The sequence below is a fragment of the Neofamilia massiliensis genome (assembly GCF_001299475.1).
Lineage (GTDB): Bacteria > Bacillota > Clostridia > Tissierellales > Peptoniphilaceae > Neofamilia > Neofamilia massiliensis.
Genome location: NZ_CYUJ01000002.1, coordinates 797,816 through 819,004, shown reverse-complemented (window position 1 = coordinate 819,004; position 21,189 = coordinate 797,816). Strand labels below are relative to the sequence as shown.

The window sequence follows — 21,189 nt, the reverse complement described above, 5'->3', positions numbered from 1 at the left end:
ACCATAAGTACAGAAGAAACTAAAAAATCTTAGTAAAAAAAAGAGTGAATTTTCATCACTCTCTTTTCTATAAAATATGAAATTATTCTGCTTGTACTTCTTCTTTTGCAATTGTATATTCTGCATGAATTGTTTTCTTAGGACATTTTTCTACGCAAACTCCACAGTTAACACATCCAGAATAATCAATTTTAGCTAACTTGTCATCAAATGTAATTGTTTGTTCAGGACAGGATTTTACACAAATTCTACATCCAATACATCCAACTTGGCAATAATCCTTAACATCCTTACCAGCATCGTGAGAATTACATTTAATAACAGTTTGAGCTGAATAAGGAATTAATTCAATTAGATGTTTAGGACAAACTTCAACGCATTTATTACATGCTGTGCATTTTTCTTTATTAATTACGGCAATGCCATTAACCATTTCAATAGCTCCAAAGGCACAAACTTTTTGACAAGTTCCTCCACCCATACAGCCATAACTACATGCTTTGTTACCTTCATAATAAAGGTTCATTGTCCTACAGTCTTCAATTCCAACAAAGTCAAATTTATTACTTGCCTTGTCACAGTCACCGTTGCATTTTACAACTGCAACATTCTTTTCCATTGCTCCAGCTTGAACACCCATTATTTGAGCTACATGTTCAGCAGTAGGTTGACCACCAACTGGACATGCAGTAACAGGTGCACTTCCTTCTACAATTGCATTGGCAAGACCAGCACAACCTGGGAAACCACAAGCTCCACAGTTTGCCCCTGGAAGAGCATCAGTAACTTCAGTAACTCTTGGGTCTTCTTCAACGTAGAACACAGTTGATGCAAATTGGAGAATTATTCCAAAAATTCCTCCAATTAATCCTAAAGCAACAACAGGTATTAATATTGTTTCCATTATTTACCTCCTCCTATACCAATCCTGCAAAGCCGCTAAAGGCTAAAGCCATTAGTCCTGCAGAAATTAGCGCAATAGGAACTCCTTGTAGTGATTTTGGCACATCTGCTAATTCTAATTGCTCTCTTAAACATGCCATTAGCATAAGAGCTAAAAAGAATCCAAGAGATGCTCCTAAACCATTAATAATTGTTTCAAATAGATTGTATTCTTGAGTAATGTTAAGTACAGCTACACCAAGTACCATACAGTTAGTTGTAATAAGAGGTAAGAAAACTCCCATTGCAGTATAAAGTGATGGACTTAGTTTTTTAATAGCCATTTCAACAAATTGTACTAAAGATGCAATAACTAATATAAATACTATTGTTTGTAAATATTCAATTCCAAATTTATTTAATACAAATGTCTGTAATAGCCAAGTAATAATTGAAGCTAATACAACTACAAAAGTTACGGCAAGGCCCATACCAGTTGCAGTTTCTGTTTTAGATGATACACCTAAAAATGGACAAATACCTAAAAATTTAGCAAATATATAGTTATCTACTAGTATAGTTGATACTAAAATTGTGATAATAGTTTTCATTTTTACCTCCTATGCCATTTTCTTATTAACAAGATGTTTAAATAAAGCAATGAAGTAACCTAAGGTTATAAAAGCTCCAGCTGGTGCAACTAGTACACCAATTTTTGGAATAGCATCAGGAAGAATTGGCATACCAAAAAGAGTTCCAGAACCAAATAGCTCTCTTATTACACCCATAACTAAAACCGCAAGTGTGTAACCTACACCAGCACCTAAACCGTCAATAAGAGATGGGATAACCTTATTTTTATAAGCAAAACCTTCTGCCCTACCTAAGATCAAACAGTTTACAACTATAAGTGGAAGGAAAATACCAAGGGAGTTGTAAATATCAATAGCATAGGCATTTAATACCATTTGTACAACTGTAACGAAGGTTGCAATAACAACTATAAAAATTGGAATACGAATTTTATTTGGAGTTATTTTTCTTATTGCAGAAACTACCATATTAGACATAGCAGCAACAAAGGTTACAGCAACACCCATAGATAATGAGTTAATAACACTCGTTGTTACAGCAAGTACTGAACATAATCCTATTAATTGAATAAGGATAGGATTATTTTTAAATATACCGTCTTTAAAGACTTTCCATAAATTCATTTTAATCCTCCTTAATTAATTTTGATAATTAGCTTTAAATGCAGCAACAGCTTCATTTAGTCCATCAAGTACAGCATTTGAAGAAATAGTTGCACCTGAAATAGCTTCAATTGCATTATCACTACCAGTACCTAAAACTAGTGAGTCAGCATCAGCAACAGATTTTCCATCAAATCTATTATAGTATGATTCTTCACTAATAGCGGCGCCAAATCCTGGTGTTTCTCCATTGCTTAAGTTTCTATAACCAGCAATTGATCCATCGACGTTTATCATAATAGCATTTTCCATTGCTCCACCATAACCATTTGATGTTGTAGTGAATATATATCCAGCAACTTCTCCATCTTTTTTATAGTCTAAGACTGATAAAATTTTTGGATGGTCATTTTGAATACTTGCTAACTCTTCTGGATCAAGTTCATTGATTTCAACACCTTCGCCTAATACTTCATAGTATTTTGCATAAGAAGCTTGTTTTGCATTTTCATCAATTACAGGAGCTGTAACTGAATTTAATAGCGCCAAGGCTCCTGCAGCAATAGCTGCAATAATTAAAAGTGTTAATCCTAATCTTAAATATTCTTTCATCTATTTTACCTCCCCAAATACTTTAGGTTGGATATATTTATCTATTAATGGTGTAAACACATTCATAATTAAAATAGCATAAGATACACCTTCAGGCATGTTACCTAAAACTCTTATTAAGGCTGTTAATACACCACATCCCACAGCAAATATTATTTTGCCTAAGTCACTTGTTGGAATAGTAACATAGTCAGTTGCCATAAAGAAGGCTCCTAAAAATAAACCGCCTCCTAGTAAGTGCCAAGGAATTAATTCAATTGATACACCTAAAATTGGCAACATTATTCCTGTTGAGAGTATAAATATTACAGGGATTTTCCAATCAATTACTTTTGTAATTATTAAATAAAGCCCACCAACAAGTAATAAAATAGCTGATGTTTCACCAATAACTCCACCTACTCTACCTATAGCCATGTCTACAAGTGATGGTAAAGATCCAGTACCTTCTTTTAAAACTCCAAGAGGAGTTGGTCCACTTAGTGAGTCAGTTAGTGAGACTGGCCATGTATAGCTAGTCATTAGATTTCCCCAAGAAGCCATAAGTAAAGCTCTAGCTCCTAAAGCTGGGTTTATAAAATTGTTACCAATGCCACCAAAACTTTCTTTAACTATTACAATTGCAAAAAAACCGCCAAATATTGGTAGCCAAAAAGGCACTGAAGCTGGTAAATTCATTGCAAGTAACAGGCCTGTTACAACAGCTGACAAGTCTCCTATTCTAATAGGTTTCTTTGAAGCTTTTTGCATAATATATTCAAAGAAAACGCAAGATGCAACTGATATTAATATTACTTTAATGGCATCAAGTCTAAAAAAATATAAACTTGCTAAAATTGCTGGCAATAAAGCAATAATAACTTTTTTCATTAGGCTTTTAGTTGATTCTTTACTCTTTACATAAGGATAACTATATATGTCAAGTTTTGGTTGGACACTTTGATTTGTATTTAAATCTTTATTTTCCATATCTAACCTCCAATTAATTTCCTCTAGCCCAAATTTCATTAATCGCACGCTTAATAGATTCAGCTAAATGTCTTTTTGCAGGGCACACAAATGAACAAGATCCACATTGAATACATTCTTCAACGTGAAGTTTTTTGGCCATGTCAAAATTTTCTTTTCTTATAGCTTTTTCTAAAACTTGTGGATTTAATTTTACTGGGCATGCATGTATACACCTATCGCATTTAATACAAGGTGTTGGATCTCTAAAGTCCATATATTCTCTTGTTAAAACTACTATTCCTGTAATGGATTTAGTAACAGGACTGTCTAAGTCAAAAATTTGATGACCAGACATTGGTCCGCCAGAAATAACAGCCACAACATCACCTTTAAAGCCACCACATTGATTGATAAGGTCAATAACTGGAGTTCCTACTTTTGCTAAAATATTTTTTGGATTAGCAACTCCTGGGCCAGTAACTGAAATTACTCTTTCAATTGAAGGTTTGCCATTATAATATGCATCAGCTAAGGCTTTAAAAGTTCCAACATTTGAAACAAAAGCATTAACAGATCCACTTCTTTCTCCAATAGGTACCTTTCTATTTAAAACAGAGTCAATAACTCTAGCTGAGTCACCTTGTGGATATTTGGTTATCATACTAGCAACTGTAATTTTTTCAAAATCTGAAGCAGTCTTATCTAATAAGTCAATAGCATCTGGCTTATTATCTTCAACTGCTATGTACCCAGCGTCAGCATTTAGGGCATCTACTACTAAGGCTACACCCTTTATAACATCTTCTGGATGTTCTACCATTGTTCTGTGATCAGAAGTTAAGAAAGGTTCACATTCAGCTCCATTAGCTAAAATAGAATCTACTCCCTTTCCTATGGCTCCATTTAATTTTACGTTAAAAGGAAAGCCACCGCCACCCATTCCTATAATGCCTGCGTCTTTGGCTACTTGGACTAGCTCTTTTGGATCAACTTCACCATCGCGATTTTTTGTTTCATAAACTACTTCATCCTCAGTGCCGTCATTTTCTATGCTTATACATGAAACTTTTTTTCCTTCAGCTGTAAACATTTCTTTTATATCTACAACTGTACCTGAAATACTAGCATGTACACTACTAGAATAACTAGCTTCACAACTACCAATCAATTGTCCTTTTTTTACTGTATCTCCTTTTTTTACAAGTGGCTCACAGGCTACACCAGTACCTTGTAAGACAGGTATATGAACAAATTCTGGTAAATTTTGTTTTTCTATTGGTTGTTTTTCACTGAATTCTTTATATTCATTCATGTGAACTCCACCAGAAAAACTAATGTTATTAATCATAAAATATTCACCTCTTTTTTACACTAATAATATATTAACACTAATTATAAAAATATAACAGTGTTAAAATCCATTTTATTGAAATTGTTTTAAAATAAATATGTTTCTAAAAGATTTGTAAAGGTTGACTTCTGTTGGGTCAATTTTGCCTTGAATCTTGTCATCTACTAGTAAGGCATTAATTTTTATATAAAGTGGAACAATAGGCATATCTTCAGTAAAAATATTTATTGCCTCTAAATAGTAACTTTTTCTTTGTTCAAAGTTACTTTCAACTTTTAATCTGTTAAAAATCAAATCTAGACTTGGATTAGAATAATTTCCATAGTTAAGACCAGATCCTATGGCATCAGTACTTAATAACATAGCCATATCAGAAATTTCTGTCAGATTTATTGATGTTAATGCTAAATCAAAGTTTCCACTTTTTATTTCATTTATAAACCTTGCTCTTTCTTCCTTTATCTCTTCTGAGCTTAGGCTTTCCATTGCTGTAGCTTGATAGTTTGTTTTGGCATTAATTCCAATAGCTCTAAGATCTTCAATTATAAAGTCAAGGGCTGTTTTCTTTAAGTCATTAGAAAAATTTGTTGTCAAGGTTACATCAATTGTTTGCCCATCTCCATTAATTAAAAGTCCTTGGTCGTTGAGTGTATTGTAACCAATTTCTCCTAAAAGTTTTTTTGCATATTCTTCGTTATAATAGGTATCACTTTTTAAACCATAGTATTCCATTTTGTTTATATTTAGAGGAATAGAAGTTTCAATTGCCTTGGTTAAATATAGTCTATCTATTATTCTCTTTTTGTTTATTGATCTACCTATTGCTTGCTTTATTGTTTTTCCATTTTCACCTAAGAATTTTTCCCTTTGATTATTAAAAATAAGAACTTCCATTTCATTAGAATTAAACTCTTCAATTTTTATTCTTGGATTATCTTGGTATTTTGCCCAATTATAATCACTTGACTTAACTATGTTTACTTGTCCTGTTTCAAAGGCTAGCTGGGCTAATTTTTCGTCATCAAATATTTTAGCTATGACATTATTGATATATGGAGCTTTCCCATGATAATTTTCATTTTTTTCTAATTCAATGTGGGTTCCTTCCTTAATTTCTTTAAGTTTGTATGCTCCACTACCAATTAACTTGTTCTCTTCTCCTTCTGCTAGATCTGCTGGAATTATGGGAAATGTTAACATATCTAAGCATTGGGCATAGGGTCTATCAAAGTTAATATCAATATTTCTCTCATCAAAAGCTTCCATAATCATAAATTTATCTTTGATTTCTTCAAAATTTGATCCAACGATTTTTTTGAAAATATTTTTGTAGGGCCCGTCTTGGTCTGAAGAAAGTATTTTATTAAAGGTATAGATTATGTCTTTAGAGGTTAACTTTTTACCATTATGCCAATAAAGATTATCCTTTAAAGTCAGGGTTAGGGTTAGCTTGTCAGGTGATAAGACATAATGTTCAACTAAGTTAGTTTCTATACTTCCATCTACGTTATATTCAAACATGGGACTATATATAAGTTGAGTCAGATAATATATTGATGAGTTTGAAGGATTTAATGGATCAATCTTATGATAATTTATTATAGGAATAGTAATAGTCCCTCCTGAGCTTGGTGATATAGTTGATAGCTCGTCTTTATTAATTTCAATATAATCATAATCTTCTTCATTTTTCTTGCATCCAGTTAGGACAATAATAAAAGCTAATAGGATGAAAAGTTTTTTAATTGTTTTATTTTTATTCATTTTTATAACTTACTTAAACCCTTCTAATAAATTTTTTAACTGGTCATCTACTTGGCTGTAGAGGTTTTCTAAGTCCCCGTTATTATAAATAATTGTATCTGCTAATTTTTCTTTTAATTGTAGTTTTAGCTGAGAATCTATTTTACCTTCAGCTTCGTCTAAATTTATCTGATCTCTAAGCATAAGTCTGGATATTTGAATATTTTTGTTTGAGCTTACTACCCAAATTTCGTTTATTTGCGAATAAAATTTTGGATAAGAGTTTTTACTTTCAAATAATAAAGGAATATCTAAAAAAATAATTTTTTCATTGTGTAGTTTTTTTATTTCCCTGGTTGCCTTCATATAAATTCTTGGATGCATAATTTCATTAAGCTTTTGCCTTGCATATCTATCATTAAAAATTACTTTAGCAAGGCGACTTCTATTTACTTTATCACCATCTAGAATATAATCACCAAAAGTCATAGAGACTTCTCTAATAACAAACCTATTTTCAAGTACTTCTTTTGAAATTTTATCAAAATCAATAACTTCATAGCCTAGACCCTTTAAATGTTTAGTAACTGTAGATTTTCCACTGGCTATTCCACCAGTTATCCCTACAATATATGGCTTATTTTGCATCATACCAAGAGTCTCCAACTTCTAAGTCAACTAGTAACTTAGTTTTTAGTTCAATAGCATCTTCCATTTTACTTCTTAAAATTTCCTTGACTTCATCTACTTCCTCTAAAGGAGCTTCTAAAATAAGTTCGTCATGGATTTGTAAGATAAGTTTTGTTTTAAGTTTTCTATCTTTTAATTCTCTATAAACATCTACCATGGCTATTTTTATAATATCAGCAGCTGTGCCTTGAATTGGTGTGTTTAAGGCTATTCTCTCTCCTGCACTTCTAATATTAAAGTTTCTAGACTCTAGCTCTGGGAGATATCTTCTTCTACCTAGTTTAGTAGTTACAAATTTTTTTTCCTTGGCTTCTTTAACTATAGTGTCCATATAGTCTTTTACTCCAGAAAATCTAGCAAAGTAATTGTCTATATATTCTTTAGCTTCAGCTCTTGGAATTTTTAAGTCTCTTGAAAGTCCAAAGTCACTTATTCCATAAACTATGCCAAAGTTTACTGCCTTTGCCCTTGACCTTAGTAGTGGCGTAACATCTTTTTTATCAACTCCAAATACTTTTGCTGCAGTTGTTGTGTGAATGTCGTCATTGTTTTCAAAGGCTTCTAGCATGTTTTTGTCGTTAGATATATCTGCTAAAATTCTTAGTTCAATTTGAGAATAGTCTGCATCAATTAACTTATGTCCAGCTTTTGCCTTGAAGATTTTTCTAAGTTCCCTTCCCTCTTCACTTCTTACTGGAATATTTTGTAAGTTTGGTTCTGTTGAGGAAATTCTTCCTGTGGCTGTAATGGTTTGGTTAAAAGATGAATGAATTCTCTTTTCATCTCCAACTATATATGGAAACAGTCCATCAACATAGGTGCTTTTAAGCTTAGCAATAGTCCTATACTTGATAATATAAGAAATTATTTCATGTTTATCCTCAAGTTGTTCTAGAACTTCAATATTTGTAGAGTAACCTGTTTTTGTCTTCTTTACAGGTGGAAGGTCAAGTTTTTCAAATAAAATTTCAGAAAGTTGTTTAGGGGAATTTATATTAAATTCTTCTCCTGCCAGCCTATAAATATTATCGATAAGATATTCAAGTTGACTATCTAAGTCTTTGCCAATTTTTTCTAATTCTTCTTGGTCAACAAACACTCCACTATATTCCATATCTGCTAAAACTTTTGTAAGTGGAAGCTCTAGATCATAGTAAAGATGGTCCATTTCTTCTTCAGTAATTTTTTCTTTTTGTAAAGTATAAACATTCCAAGTTGTCTTAAGGATGTTTACTAAATAAGAATCTTGAAGATCTTCATTCCAAGTGCTAATAGGTTTTTTAAAGTCCTTTTTATCAGGCATATTATTTGAAAGATTTACACCATAAAGGTAGGCCAGTCTTTCTATTGAATAGTCGTTATCTGATGGATTTAATATATATTGGCCTAGGCTTATATCAGCTGTATAATTTTTTATGTCAATGTCATTGTGAATAAGTTGAAGGATATCTTCTTTTATTTCATAGCCTATTTTTTCTATAGATTCGTCTTCAAATATACCTTTAAAATCTTCCAAGCTCTTGATGTCATTAATGTAATAATTGTCCTTGGTTTTTATGCCAATTTTAAATACTTGTCCACCTACATAAGCCTTATCACTGGCAAAAATTTTAAAAGCGAAAATTTTATCTTTTTTTATCTCGCTAATTATATCGCTAAGGTTTTTGTTCTTTTCTGTTTTTATCTCTTCTTTTGTTACTTTTGCCCTATCAGTTGAAAGATTTAATCTATTTATCAGTGCATTTAGCTGATATTTATTTAAAGCATCTGCAAGGTCATCTTCGTTATAGTTTCCATAAGCAGTTTTTGCGTCATCTAAATCAATAGGAGATTTGGTGTTTATTGTGGCTAATTCCTTACTTAAAAATGCTATGTCCTTGCTAGAAATTATTTTTTCGTTGGTCTTGTTCTTTTTTAATTTGTCAGTATTGGCATAAAGATTTTCTATGTTTTCAAATTCGTATAAGAGTTTTAAAGCTGTCTTCTCTCCAACTCCATCAACTCCAGGAATGTTATCAGATTTATCACCCATTAGGGCCTTTAAATCTATAATTTGACTTGGACTTATTTTCATGTCTTCATATACTTTTTCAACTGTATATTCATCAATATCTGAAATTCCTGTTTTTGTATATAATAAGCTGGTGTTTTTATCTACTAATTGAAGATAGTCCTTGTCTCCTGATAGCAGATAAACTTTATAGCCCTTACTTTCAGCGTCTTTTGAAAGAGTTCCAGCTAAGTCATCAGCTTCATAACCTTCAAGTTCAAAGTACTTTATTGAAAAGGCATTTAGGATTTCTTTAATATAAATAAATTGTTCTGAAAGCTCTTCAGGAGCTGGTGACCTATTGGCCTTATAGGCTGAAAAAATATCTGATCTAAATGTTTTTCCCTTCAGATCAAAACATACTGCAATATTATCTGGCTCAATCATTTCAATTGCCTTTAAAAGAATATTCATAAAACCTACCAGGGCATTTGTTGACTTCCCATCAGTAGTGTTCATTGGTGGCAGAGCGTAAAAAGATCTAAATAAAATTGAACTTCCATCTACAATCAAGTAATTTTTCATAATTTCTCCTATTCATATTAAAGAGAGCACTTAAGTTAAAACTCAAATGCTCTATCAACTTCTCTATTCTATTATATAATAAATCTAAAAAAACTCAAAGTCCTAGTTTTCATTTAGTATTTCTTTTAAAAATTCTCCTGTATAGGATCCCTTTGTATTTGCAACTTCTTCAGGCGTTCCTTTAGCAATAACTCTGCCACCTCCATCTCCACCTTCTGGTCCTAGGTCAATTATATAATCAGCAGTTTTTATAACATCTAGATTATGCTCAATTACTAAAACTGTATTTCCAAGTTCGACTAGTCTGTTTAATACATCGACAAGTTTGTGGATGTCTGCTGCATGAAGACCTGTAGTAGGTTCGTCTAAAACATAAAGGGTCTTGCCTGTAGAAATTTTACTTAATTCAGTTGCAAGCTTTATTCTTTGAGCCTCTCCTCCTGAAAGTTGGGTTGATGGTTGGCCTATTTTTATATATCCTAAACCAACATCGTGAAGAGTTTGTAACTTCTTTTTCAATCTTTGGTGGACTGAAAAGAATTCTATAGCCTCGTCCACAGTCATATCTAAAACATCGCTAATAGTTTTTCCCTTATATTTAACTTGTAGGGTTTCTCTATTATACCTTTTGCCAGAACAAACTTCACATGGCACATAAACGTCAGATAGGAAGTGCATTTCAACTTTAATAATTCCATCTCCCTTGCAGGCTTCACATCTTCCTCCCTTTACATTAAAAGAGAATCTACCTTTTTTATAGCCTCTAGCCTTGGATTCGTTTGTGGAAGCAAAAATATCTCTAACTATATCAAAGGCCCCTGTATAAGTTGCTGGATTAGACCTTGGCGTTTTCCCTATTGGGCTTTGATCTATAGTGACAATTTTATCTATATTTTCTTCCCCTGCAATTGAATCAAATTCTCCTGGAATAATTGAAGGATTATTAAAGTCTTGCCACAGTTTTTTTGAAAGTATTTCGTTAATTAAAGAAGACTTTCCAGATCCTGAAACTCCTGTTACAACAACAAATTTCCCAAGTGGAATTTCAACATCAATATTTTTTAAATTATTTTCTCTGGCGCCTTTAATTATTATGCTCTTTCCATTGCCCTCTCTTCTCTTTTCAGGTATTGGAATTTGTTTTTTCTTTGACAAATACTTACCAGTAATAGACCTTGGATTTTTCTCAAGATCTTTAATAGTTCCAACTTCAATTATTTCTCCACCATGAACTCCTGCTCCTGGTCCAATGTCAACTATTAAATCACTAGCTCTCATCGTGTCTTCATCGTGTTCAACTACAATTAAGGTATTGCCTAAGTCTGTTAGTTCTCTCAAAGTTCCAATTAGTAAATGGTTATCTCTTTGGTGAAGGCCAATACTAGGCTCATCTAAAACATAGGTTACGCCAACTAATTTAGAGCCGATTTGAGTGGCCAGTCTAATTCTTTGTGCCTCTCCTCCTGATAAAGTCCCAGTCATTCTAGACAAGTTTAAATATCCCAGACCTACATCTAATAAAAATTCAAGTCTAGCCTTTATTTCTCTTACAATTTGTTCAGCAATTATTGCTTCCTTTTCTGTTAGTACCAGAGAATTTATAAAGTCTAGTTCGTCTTGGATATTCATATCAGTAAAGTCAATAATAGACTTACCATTAATTTTTATTGCAAGAACCTCATCTTTTAATCTCTTGCCATGACAGTTGGGGCACTTCACTTCAGTCATAAATTCATCTATTCTGTCGTGAGAAAAGTCACTTGAGCCTGTATTGTATCTTCTTAAAAGGTTATTGAAAACTCCTTCAAAGTCCCCCTTATATTTTTTATCACCAGAATAAAATGAGTTAAAGTTAAAAGAGATACTCTTGTTAGTTCCATTTAAAAGCGCGTCCATAAAATCTTCAGGAGCATCTTTTATTGGCTTTTTAGGATCAAAGCCATAAGCTTTTGCTAATTCTTCTATCATTGTTAGATAGTAAGTGCCCTTTTGATTTGAATAACAAGCTATGGCTCCTTGGGAAATACTTTTATTTTTATCTGGAATAATCTTTCTAATATCAGGCCTTTTAGAAAATCCAATACCGTTACAAGTTGGGCAGGCTCCAAAAGGTGCGTTAAAGGAAAATAATCTTGGAGTTATTTCGTCATAAGAAATTCCACAGTCAACACAAGACATTGAAGTATTTAAGGTTACTCTTTCACCATTCATCTTGTCTACAATTAAAATTCCGTCACCTTCTTTTAAAGCTAGTTCAATAGAATCAACTAGCCTTGCTCCCATGTCTTCTCTAACTATAAGTCTGTCAACAACAATGTCAATGTTGTGTTTTTTATTTTTATCTAAGTTTAGGTCTTCATCAAAGGTATAAACTTCTCCATCTACAATCACTCTTGAAAAGCCATTTTTCTTAATTCTTTCTAGGATTGTTTTATGTTGGCCTTTTTTGTCTTTAACAACAGGTGCTAGAATCATAATTCTACTTCCCTCATCGAGTGAGTGAATATAGTCTGCCATTTGGTCTACTGTCATATTTTTAATTGGCTTGCCACATTTTGGACAATAAGGTATTCCTATATTTGCATAAAGTAATCTTAGGTAGTCGTAAATCTCTGTAGTTGTTCCTACAGTTGATCTTGGATTTTTACTTGTTGTCTTTTGGTCGATGGAAATTGACGGACTAAGACCATCTATACTTTCTACATCAGGCTTGTCCATTTGTCCTAAGAACTGTCTGGCGTAGGAGGATAAACTTTCTACATATCTTCTTTGTCCTTCGGCGTAAATAGTATCAAAGGCCAAGGATGATTTACCTGATCCAGAAAGCCCTGTAAAGACAATAAACTTGTCTCTAGGTAATTCTAAATCTATATTTTTTAAATTGTGGACTTTCGCCCCTCTAATTTTTATTTTTTTCTCTGTCATATTTTTTCTTCGCCTTGTTATATAATTTTTTTAATTCTCTTCCTCTGTCTCTAAACTCAGCAGCTCTTTCAAAGTCTAATTTTTCTGCTGCCTCCAACATATTTACTTCTGCTGCCTCTATCATAGCAGTTAAATCATCAAGACTTTCTTGAGTCCTATATGATTCATTTGAATCAGCAACTAAGGTAGAATCTATTATTTCTCTTATTGACTTTGATACTGACCTTGGAATAATATTGTGTTTTTTATTGTAGGTATCTTGGATAATTCTTCTTCTATTAGTTTCTGAAATAGTCCTTTCCATAGAATTTGTAAGACTGTCTGCATACATAATTACCTTGCCATTAACATTTCTAGCTGCCCTTCCTGCAGTTTGTATTAAAGAGGTTTCACTTCTTAAAAATCCTTCCTTGTCTGCATCAATTATTGCAATTAGGGAAACTTCTGGTAGGTCTAAGCCTTCTCTTAATAGGTTAATTCCAACTAGGACATCATATTCTCCAAGTCTTAAGTCTCTTATTATTTCCATCCTTTCAACAGTATCAATATCAGAATGCATATAGGTTACCTTGATTCCCATTTCTTTTAAATACTTGGTAAGGTCTTCTGCCATTTTTTTAGTTAAAGTAGTTACTAGTGTTCTTTCTTTATTTTCTACTCTTATATTGATTTCATTTATTAAATCATCAATTTGATTTTTACTTGGCCTTACGTCTATAAGTGGATCAAGTAGGCCTGTAGGTCTAATAATTTGTTCAGCTATTAAATTTGTCTTTTCTTTTTCATAAGGCCCAGGGGTTGCAGAAACATAAATTGTCTGATTCATTAAAGACTCAAACTCATTAAATTGAAGGGGTCTATTGTCTAAGGCAGATGGAAGTCTGAAGCCATATTCTACTAAAGTTTCTTTCCTAGACCTATCTCCTGCATACATACCTCGAATTTGTGGCACTGTAACATGAGACTCATCAATTATTGTTAAAAAGTCTTTTGGAAAATAATCAATTAAGGTATAAGGCCTTGAACCTGGCGCCCTTTGGCTTAAATGTCTTGAATAATTTTCTATTCCAGAACAAAATCCAACTTCCCTTAGCATTTCTAAGTCATATCTAGTTCTCTGTTCAATTCTTTGGGCTTCAAGAAGTTTGTTGTTATCTTCAAAATACTTAATTCTATCTTCTAATTCCTCTTCAATTGTGATTATTGCTTTCTCAACTTTATCTGAGGTAGTGGCATAGTGTGATGCTGGATAAACTAAAATATGTTTTCTAAAACCAATAATTTCTCCAGTCAAATAATTTATTTCTGTAATTCTGTCAACTTCGTCTCCAAAAAATTCTACCCTATAAACATTGTCAGACGATGAGGCTGGAAATATTTCTAAGGTATCTCCCTTTGCTCTAAAGGTTCCTCTTTTAAAGTCGTAGTCATTTCTATCGTATTGAATTTCCACTAACTTATTAATAACTTCATTTCGATCTTTTATCATTCCTGGCCTTAATGACAAAACAAGCTCTTTATAATCAATTGGATCTCCAAGACCATAGATACAAGATACAGAAGCAACAATTATTACATCTCTTCTTTCAAAAAGAGAAAGAGTTGCCGAGTGTCTAAGCTTATCAATTTCATCATTAATAGATGAATCTTTTTCAATAAAAGTATCAGATTGTGGGACATAGGCCTCTGGCTGATAGTAATCATAGTAAGAAACAAAATACTCTACAGCATTTTCTGGAAAAAACTCCTTAAACTCACTAGCTAATTGATATGCTAGGGTTTTATTATGAGCTATTACTAAAGTAGGCTTTTGAACTTTTTCTATTACATTAGCCATAGTATAAGTTTTTCCTGAACCTGTTACACCTAGAAGTATTTGATCTTTGTTTCCTTGATTTATAGAATTAGCAAGATAATCAATAGCCTGTGGTTGGTCTCCTGTAGGCTCAAAGTCTGAGTGTAAAATAAATTTGTTCATATCCTGCCTCCTTTTTTAGAACATTTGTTTTATTGTAGTTAACTATAAAAATTTTGTCAACATTAATCGTCTTTAAATATTTTCTAACAATAAAGAAAGTCGACAAAACTGCCGACTTAAATAATCTTTTTTAATTCTTCAATAGCCCTTTGTAGTTGATTGTCGTTTTCTAAGTTTTCTACACCAATTATTGTAGTTTTATCGTCTAATTTAACCTCTACATCTGGTACTATACCCTTTTCATGAATAGATATTCCATTTGGTGTAAAGTATTCAGATATTGTTAGTTTAATTCCATCCCTTGTCGAAAATCTATTTATTGTTTGAACTACACCTTTGCCAAAAGATTTTTCTCCTATTAGAATAGATCTCTTGTGGTCTCTTAGAGCACCTGATAAAATTTCAGAAGCAGATGCAGATCCTCCATTAATTAATGTTACCATTGGCAGGTCTACCATGTTAGCATCTGAAATACCTTCATCTATAATTTGTCCTTGCCTGTCCTTGGTATAATAAATTAGTCCTTCAGGCAGTAAAGTATCTGCAACATTCCTACAAGCATCTAAAAGACCACCAGGATTTGATCTTAAATCTAAAATTATTCCCTTTGTGTCAGCTTTAATCTCTTCTAGTGCTTGGGCAAACTCTTTATAAGTATTATCATTAAATTGTGAAATACTAATATAGAGAATATTATTTTCAAGAGTTTTTGAATTTACTGTAATAACTTCAATTTCATCTCGTCTTACTTTTAAATCAAAGGTATTTGGCTTTTCATTTTCGTCTTTTCTCACAATGGTAAGTAAGACATCTGTTCCTTTTTTCCCTTTAATAAGCTTTGATGCCTTAGAGACGTCTTCTCCACTTACCTCTACTCCATCAACTTTTAAAATAATATCTCCTGGCAATAGGCCTGCTTCTTCAGCTGGTGTATTTCTAATAGGACTTACTACAGTTACATAGCCATTAGAAGAACTTATATAAACTCCTATGCCAAAAAATGTTCCAGTAGTATCTTCCATCAACTCATTAAATTCCTCTTCTGTTAAATATTGTGAATAAGGATCATTTAAGGCTGCAACCATTCCTTTAAGTTGGCCAGTATATAGGTCTTCTTTTGTGACATCTCTTAAATAGTAACTGTTAATATAATTTTCTAGATAAATTAACTTATTAACTTGGTCACTTTCTATTTTATCAACATCACCTTTGTTAGCAGCTAAAGTATAAGAATTAAGATTTCTACCAAGGTTAAAGGTTATAAGGTTAGTTAAAATAATTATTAAAACCAATAAAAAAATTTTGCTTTTTTTCATCACAATTACTCCTTATAAATAAGCTAATGGATTTACGGTAGATCCATTAATTCTAACTTCAAAGTGACTATGAGAACCTGTCGAAAATCCAGTTGAACCCATTAAAGAAATAGTTTGTCCCCTGTCAACGTAATCGCCAACACTAACCTTATTTGAAGAATTGTGGGCATAAACAGTTACAAGGTCACCACCATGAGATATCATTACAACATTTCCATAACCACCTTGCCAGCCTGAAAATATTACTATACCACTCATAGCTGCTTTAACAGGTGTTCCCATTGGAGCTGGAATATCTATACCAGCATGAAATTTTTTTGTATTGAAAATGGGATGAACTCTATAGCCATAATAAGAAGATATACTAGAATATCCTGGTACTGGCCATGAAAGTTGACCACTTCCGCGAACAACTTCACCAGCTGCCTTTCTTCTTTCTTCTTCAGCTTTTCTCCTAGCTTCTTCAGCTTTTCTCTTTTCTTCTAATTCTTTTTCAAGCTTTACAATTTCAGCATCTAAAGACTGAGTTAGCTTTACAAATTCGTTATACTCAGCTTCAGCTTGAACCTTGTCTTCTTGAAGAATAGCCATAAACTCTAATTTCTTTTTGTTGTTTGCTTCTAGTTCTGCTTTTTTTCTTTCTTCAGCTGCTAGCTTTTCTTTGTACTCAGCTTTTTGTTCCTTTAATTTATTTTCAGTATCTCTAATATAAGCAATTTGCTTATTGGTAAATTTTAAAAGCTCTCTATCTTGATTTAATATGTTTGTAACAACATCAAGCCTTTTTAACATATCTGAAATACTTGATGAGTCCATTAAAATTTCTAAAAACACATAAGACCCATTTTTGTATTCTTCTCTTAGCCTAGTGTTAAGGTCCTCTTCTTTTGAAGATAATTTTTCCTTGGCCTTGGCTAAGTTTTCTTCATTTTTTGCAATTGATTCTTCTAAGTCTAAAAGCTGCTGGTTAATTTTATCTAATTCATCTTGGGATGTCATTATTTTAAAGTCTAAATCTCTAATCTCTTGGTGGACTTGGTCCAGTTGAAGATTAAGACCTTGGATTTGACTTTCTTGATTTTGAACCTTTTCGTCCATTTGCTTTTTCTTGTCCTTAAGAGAATCAAGTTTAGCATCAGCAAATACTGTATTACTAGTAAATAACACCAAGGCAAGTACAAATAAAATTAACTTTTTTACATACTTCATAAATTTACACCTTTAAATATTTTCTTAGGGAAGCTATACTTCCAATTGTTCCAATTCCAAGTGAAATTGCAATAAATATGCTAATTAAATCACTTTTTATATCCGCTATATCTACTAAAGTAAAAGACAAGTACTCAAAAATACTAGGTCCATATTGGCCAATAAACATTTCATAAAGTTTTATAATAGCCACTAAAGCAAGTATAGCTCCTAACAGTGAATAGAAAAGTCCTTCCATAATAAAAGGACCCTTTATATAAGATTCACTTGCTCCAACTATTTTCATAATTTCAATTTCAGTTCCCCTAGATGAAATCGCAACTTTAATAATATTTGATATTACAAAAACAGATAAGCTAACAATTATTATAAAGCTTACAAAGGAACCAATTTTAATGGCTCTATCTATTTTAATAAATCTGTTAATCCAATCTTGAAAATACCTGCTGTCTTCAACTAGCTTATTGCCTTCTAGCTCATTAACTAGCTCTTCAGCATAGGATATATCAGATACTTTTATTTCCATAGATGATGGAAGAGGGTTTTTTTCAATGCCATTTAAGACAAAGCCTTTTTCTTTAAACATTTCTTTTGCGTCAACCATGGCTTGATCTTTAGAAATATAAACAATTTCTTCGACTTCTTCTCTCTTACTAAGCTTTTCCATTAATTTATCAACTTGTTTAAAGCTGGCATCATCGTTAAAGTAAACAACTATCTTGTCTAAGCTTTGGTTTATATTATTAACATAGTTATTTATATTTAAAACACCTAAAAGCAAAATTCCCATAATTAACATTACGGCAAAAATAGTCAAAATAGAAATAAAGCCCATAGCCTTATTTCTCCAAATACTTGTAAAGCCGTTAATTAGCATTGACTTAAAAGATCTAAGGCTCCTCATAATAATAGCCTCCTATATCATCTCTAGCTACAATTCCATTATCAATTCTTATAACTCTTTTTTGATACTGGTCAACTATATTCTTTGCATGTGTTGCCATAATAACTGTAGTTCCATTTTTATTAATGTTATCAAGTATTTCCATTATTTCATATGCAGTATCTTCGTCTAAATTTCCTGTAGGTTCATCTGCCAATAAAAGCTTTGGTTTGTTTACAACTGCTCTTGCTATAGCAACTCTTTGAAGCTCGCCACCTGATAGTTGATTTGGATATGATTTCGCCCTGTCGTATAAGTTTACTAAGGCCAAGACATTTGGAACCTGCCTTTTTATATCCGCCCCACTGGCTCCAACAATTTCTAATGCATAAGCTACATTTTCATAAACAGTTTTATTAGGAAGTAATTTAAAGTCTTGAAAGACTATGCCTAATTTTCTCCTGTGAAATGGAACCTGTCTTCTGGAAAGTTTTGTAATATTTATATTGTCTATAAAAATACTTCCTTTAGTTGGAAGTTCTTCATGGGACAATAGTTTTAACAGAGTTGACTTACCTGCACCACTTGGACCAATTAAAAATACAAATTCTCCAAGTTTTATATTTAAATTTATATTGTTTAAGGCTATGACACCATTGTCATATTTTTTTAAAACATTTTCTAATCTAATCATAATTTCCCTTCATAATAGTCATCCACACAATATTATAGTATAATAAAGGTAAAATTAAAAGTGGTGATGATAAATGAATAAAAATGTGTTAAGAAAAGTAATGAAAGAAAAAAGAAGAACCTTGGATGTCAAAAAAAGAAAAGAATTGTCAAAACAAGTTATTGCAAAGCTTATAGCTAGTAATGATTATAAAAATTCAAAAAATATTTTTGTCTTTGTTAGTTTTGGTACAGAATTATTTACCCATGATTTCATCAAAAATTCAACTTCATCAGGGAAAAATATTTACATTCCCTTTATAGATGAAGAAAAAAATATAATGTACGCCAGCAAATTAAATTCATTTGACGATTTAGAACTTGGTTATTATAATATTCTTGCCCAACCTGTAGAAAAGATTAATATTGTCGATCCAAAGCTACTAGATTTAGTTCTTGTACCAGGATTGATTTTTGGAGAAAATTTTTATAGAATTGGTTATGGCGGTGGCTATTATGATAAATTTTTAAGTCAAGAAAGCGTAACTGCTAAAAAAATTGGAATTTGTTTTGATTTTCAATTAGTTGAACATGTAGACTTTGAACCTCACGATGTTAGTTTAGATGAAATTATAACAGATGTGAGAACAATAGAAAGGAAATAATTATGAGTAGAACTCAAGGAACAGTTGCAAGAGGTATAAGAACTCCTATAGTTAGAGAAGGAGACAATGTTGTTGATATTGTTTTTCACTCAGTTGCATTGGCAGTTGAAGCTGAAAAACTACAGCTTAAAGATAAGGATGTTATTGGAATTACTGAATCTCTAGTTGCTAGAGCCCAAGGAAATTACTGTACAACATCTGATATAGCTAAAGATATTGACGATATGTTTGATGCCCATATAGGTGTAGTCTTCCCAATTCTTTCTAGAAATAGATTTTCTTTGATTTTAAAGGGAATTGTCGAAAGTGGGAAAAAAGTTACCCTCTTACTAAGTTATCCATCAGATGAAGTTGGTAACCATTTAATGAGTTTAGATAAGTTAGATGAGCTTAAAATAAATCCCTATGATAAGATTTTAACTGAAAAAGATTATAGAGATCTTTTCGGAAAAGAAGTCTATCATGAATTTACTGGCATTGACTATGTAAGAATGTACAAGGACATTGGAGGAGATAATTTAGAAATTATTTTTGCCAATGATCCCAGAGTAATCCTTGACTATACAGATGAAGTTTTGGCTGCAGACATTCACACTAGAAAAAGAACAAAAAGACTTCTAGAAGAAGCCGGAGCAAAAAAAGTTTACACTCTTGATGATATTTTAAATAATCCAGTAAATGGATCTGGTTATAATCCTCAATACGGAGTTTTAGGATCTAACCTAGCTTCTGATAATGAGCTAAAATTATTTCCTAGAGATGGCCAACAATATGTTGAAGCTATACAAAAAAAATTTTTAGACTTCTATGGAGTTAAGGTAGAAGTTATGATTTATGGAGACGGAGCCTTTAGAGACCCTGTGGGAAAAATTTGGGAGCTAGCTGACCCAGTTGTGTCCCCTGCTTTTACTGAAGGACTAAAGGGAATTCCAAATGAAATTAAAATTAAATACATTGCAGATACTGAACTTGAAAATGTCTACGGAGAAGAAGCAGTTAACATGATAAAACAAAAAATTTACGCTAAAGACCAAGACTTATTTTCAAGAGCAGAATCTCTAGGAACTACTCCTAGACAAATAACAGACCTTTTAGGATCCTTATGTGATTTAATGTCTGGTTCAGGAGACAAAGGCACACCAGTTGTCTTAGTCCAAGGATACTTTGATAATTTTGCAAGTGAATAAAAATAAAAAGTCCCAGTTCAAAACTGGGATTTTTTTATCTCTTATACCTATGAACAACTCTCTTTCTCTTAGTTGAAAATCCAATTAAAATCGAAAACAATATAGATAAAATGATATAATTTATAAAGCCAATCCTCTTCCCAAAAATTGATAAAACAAAAATATAAGGACTTAAAAAAACTTGGGCTGGCAAAATAATAATATTTAAATTGTCCTCCATAGCTAGACTTCCAGACAAACTAGCTAGACCTAAAACAATAAGGCCAAATATAAAAACAAAAATAAAAGAAAAAAAGTCAGTCCTAGGATTTTCTTTTATGCTTACTATTTTACCTAATAAATAAAAAAATAAAA

Annotated in this window: 18 protein-coding genes; 2 read left to right on the top strand and 16 right to left on the bottom strand. The window is 32.0% G+C overall.

Annotation, left to right across the window (positions count from 1 at the left end):
- Positions 1–82: 82 nt before the first annotated feature.
- The 15 genes from BN2667_RS03935 to ftsE all read right to left on the bottom strand — a co-directional run bounded on the left by BN2667_RS03935 (position 83) and on the right by ftsE (position 19,005).
- Positions 83–904 carry an RnfABCDGE type electron transport complex subunit B gene (locus BN2667_RS03935; protein ID WP_054252017.1) on the bottom strand — a complete coding sequence of 274 codons (822 nt, stop codon included), beginning with the start codon at positions 902–904 and terminating at the stop codon, positions 83–85.
- A gap of 13 nt (positions 905–917) precedes the next feature.
- Positions 918–1,493, bottom strand: coding sequence for an electron transport complex subunit RsxA (gene rsxA / locus BN2667_RS03930; RefSeq protein WP_054252016.1), 576 nt, complete (start codon positions 1,491–1,493; stop codon positions 918–920).
- Positions 1,494–1,502: 9 nt separating this feature from the next.
- Positions 1,503–2,099 (bottom strand): electron transport complex subunit RsxE, encoded by a 597-nt coding sequence (gene rsxE, locus BN2667_RS03925; RefSeq protein ID WP_054252015.1) that lies wholly within the window; start codon positions 2,097–2,099, stop codon positions 1,503–1,505.
- Between the two features lie 15 nt (positions 2,100–2,114).
- Entirely contained in the window at positions 2,115–2,690 is a 576-nt protein-coding gene (locus BN2667_RS03920) for an RnfABCDGE type electron transport complex subunit G (protein ID WP_054252014.1), read from the bottom strand.
- Complete coding sequence (locus BN2667_RS03915) at positions 2,691–3,659, bottom strand: RnfABCDGE type electron transport complex subunit D (protein ID WP_054252013.1); 969 nt, start codon at positions 3,657–3,659, stop codon at positions 2,691–2,693. It lies immediately after the preceding gene.
- Positions 3,660–3,672: 13 nt separating this feature from the next.
- On the bottom strand, positions 3,673–4,989 hold the full coding sequence (rsxC, locus tag BN2667_RS03910; RefSeq protein ID WP_054252012.1) for an electron transport complex subunit RsxC: 1,317 nt from the start codon (positions 4,987–4,989) through the stop codon (positions 3,673–3,675).
- A 75-nt stretch (positions 4,990–5,064) separates the two neighbouring features.
- A complete protein-coding gene (locus BN2667_RS03905) occupies positions 5,065–6,756 on the bottom strand; it encodes an ABC transporter substrate-binding protein (RefSeq protein ID WP_054252011.1) in 1,692 nt (563 codons plus the stop codon).
- A gap of 9 nt (positions 6,757–6,765) precedes the next feature.
- Complete coding sequence (gene coaE / locus BN2667_RS03900; RefSeq protein ID WP_054252010.1) at positions 6,766–7,386, bottom strand: dephospho-CoA kinase; 621 nt, start codon at positions 7,384–7,386, stop codon at positions 6,766–6,768.
- Positions 7,373–10,000 carry a DNA polymerase I gene (polA, locus tag BN2667_RS03895; RefSeq protein ID WP_054252009.1) on the bottom strand — a complete coding sequence of 876 codons (2,628 nt, stop codon included), beginning with the start codon at positions 9,998–10,000 and terminating at the stop codon, positions 7,373–7,375. The genes coaE and polA overlap by 14 nt, the downstream gene beginning before the upstream one ends.
- Before the next feature lie 102 nt (positions 10,001–10,102).
- Positions 10,103–12,925, bottom strand: a complete 2,823-nt coding sequence (uvrA, locus tag BN2667_RS03890) for an excinuclease ABC subunit UvrA (RefSeq protein WP_054252008.1) — start codon at positions 12,923–12,925, stop codon at positions 10,103–10,105.
- Entirely contained in the window at positions 12,900–14,903 is a 2,004-nt protein-coding gene (gene uvrB, locus BN2667_RS03885; protein WP_054252007.1) for an excinuclease ABC subunit UvrB, read from the bottom strand. Before uvrB ends, uvrA begins: the two co-directional genes overlap by 26 nt.
- Before the next feature lie 116 nt (positions 14,904–15,019).
- Positions 15,020–16,219, bottom strand: a complete 1,200-nt coding sequence (locus BN2667_RS03880; protein WP_054252006.1) for a S41 family peptidase — start codon at positions 16,217–16,219, stop codon at positions 15,020–15,022.
- 12 nt (positions 16,220–16,231) lie between these two features.
- Positions 16,232–17,428, bottom strand: coding sequence for a murein hydrolase activator EnvC family protein (locus BN2667_RS03875; protein WP_054252005.1), 1,197 nt, complete (start codon positions 17,426–17,428; stop codon positions 16,232–16,234).
- A gap of 4 nt (positions 17,429–17,432) precedes the next feature.
- Positions 17,433–18,332 (bottom strand): permease-like cell division protein FtsX, encoded by a 900-nt coding sequence (gene ftsX / locus BN2667_RS03870; RefSeq protein ID WP_054252004.1) that lies wholly within the window; start codon positions 18,330–18,332, stop codon positions 17,433–17,435.
- Positions 18,319–19,005 (bottom strand): cell division ATP-binding protein FtsE, encoded by a 687-nt coding sequence (gene ftsE / locus BN2667_RS03865; protein ID WP_054252003.1) that lies wholly within the window; start codon positions 19,003–19,005, stop codon positions 18,319–18,321. The genes ftsX and ftsE overlap by 14 nt, the downstream gene beginning before the upstream one ends.
- Positions 19,006–19,078: 73 nt before the next feature.
- Here ftsE and BN2667_RS03860 point away from each other — a divergent pair, with 73 nt between their 5' ends.
- Positions 19,079–19,648: a 5-formyltetrahydrofolate cyclo-ligase gene (locus BN2667_RS03860; protein ID WP_054252002.1), complete on the top strand. Its 570-nt coding sequence runs from the start codon at positions 19,079–19,081 to the stop codon at positions 19,646–19,648.
- A gap of 2 nt (positions 19,649–19,650) precedes the next feature.
- Positions 19,651–20,835, top strand: coding sequence for a coenzyme F420-0:L-glutamate ligase (locus tag BN2667_RS03855; protein WP_054252001.1), 1,185 nt, complete (start codon positions 19,651–19,653; stop codon positions 20,833–20,835).
- Positions 20,836–20,869: 34 nt separating this feature from the next.
- On the opposite strand, the gene BN2667_RS09320 is transcribed toward BN2667_RS03855, so the two are convergent.
- The gene (locus BN2667_RS09320) at positions 20,870–21,055 is read right to left on the bottom strand and encodes a hypothetical protein (protein WP_154865144.1); all 186 of its coding nucleotides are present in this window, start codon (positions 21,053–21,055) and stop codon (positions 20,870–20,872) included.
- Positions 21,056–21,189: the final 134 nt, after the last annotated feature.

Bases quoted from the DNA above. Each gene is read 5' to 3' on its own strand.
- BN2667_RS03935 (WP_054252017.1), bottom strand. From the start codon at position 904: ATGGAAACAATATTAATACCTGTTGTTGCTTTAGGATTAATTGGAGGA.
- rsxA (WP_054252016.1), bottom strand. From the start codon at position 1,493: ATGAAAACTATTATCACAATTTTAGTATCAACTATACTAGTAGATAAC.
- rsxE (WP_054252015.1), bottom strand. From the start codon at position 2,099: ATGAATTTATGGAAAGTCTTTAAAGACGGTATATTTAAAAATAATCCT.
- BN2667_RS03920 (WP_054252014.1), bottom strand. From the start codon at position 2,690: ATGAAAGAATATTTAAGATTAGGATTAACACTTTTAATTATTGCAGCT.
- BN2667_RS03915 (WP_054252013.1), bottom strand. From the start codon at position 3,659: ATGGAAAATAAAGATTTAAATACAAATCAAAGTGTCCAACCAAAACTT.
- rsxC (WP_054252012.1), bottom strand. From the start codon at position 4,989: ATGATTAATAACATTAGTTTTTCTGGTGGAGTTCACATGAATGAATAT.
- BN2667_RS03905 (WP_054252011.1), bottom strand. From the start codon at position 6,756: ATGAATAAAAATAAAACAATTAAAAAACTTTTCATCCTATTAGCTTTT.
- coaE (WP_054252010.1), bottom strand. From the start codon at position 7,386: ATGATGCAAAATAAGCCATATATTGTAGGGATAACTGGTGGAATAGCC.
- polA (WP_054252009.1), bottom strand. From the start codon at position 10,000: ATGAAAAATTACTTGATTGTAGATGGAAGTTCAATTTTATTTAGATCT.
- uvrA (WP_054252008.1), bottom strand. From the start codon at position 12,925: ATGACAGAGAAAAAAATAAAAATTAGAGGGGCGAAAGTCCACAATTTA.
- uvrB (WP_054252007.1), bottom strand. From the start codon at position 14,903: ATGAACAAATTTATTTTACACTCAGACTTTGAGCCTACAGGAGACCAA.
- BN2667_RS03880 (WP_054252006.1), bottom strand. From the start codon at position 16,219: ATGAAAAAAAGCAAAATTTTTTTATTGGTTTTAATAATTATTTTAACT.
- BN2667_RS03875 (WP_054252005.1), bottom strand. From the start codon at position 17,428: ATGAAGTATGTAAAAAAGTTAATTTTATTTGTACTTGCCTTGGTGTTA.
- ftsX (WP_054252004.1), bottom strand. From the start codon at position 18,332: ATGAGGAGCCTTAGATCTTTTAAGTCAATGCTAATTAACGGCTTTACA.
- ftsE (WP_054252003.1), bottom strand. From the start codon at position 19,005: ATGATTAGATTAGAAAATGTTTTAAAAAAATATGACAATGGTGTCATA.
- BN2667_RS03860 (WP_054252002.1), top strand. From the start codon at position 19,079: ATGAATAAAAATGTGTTAAGAAAAGTAATGAAAGAAAAAAGAAGAACC.
- BN2667_RS03855 (WP_054252001.1), top strand. From the start codon at position 19,651: ATGAGTAGAACTCAAGGAACAGTTGCAAGAGGTATAAGAACTCCTATA.
- BN2667_RS09320 (WP_154865144.1), bottom strand. From the start codon at position 21,055: ATGGAGGACAATTTAAATATTATTATTTTGCCAGCCCAAGTTTTTTTA.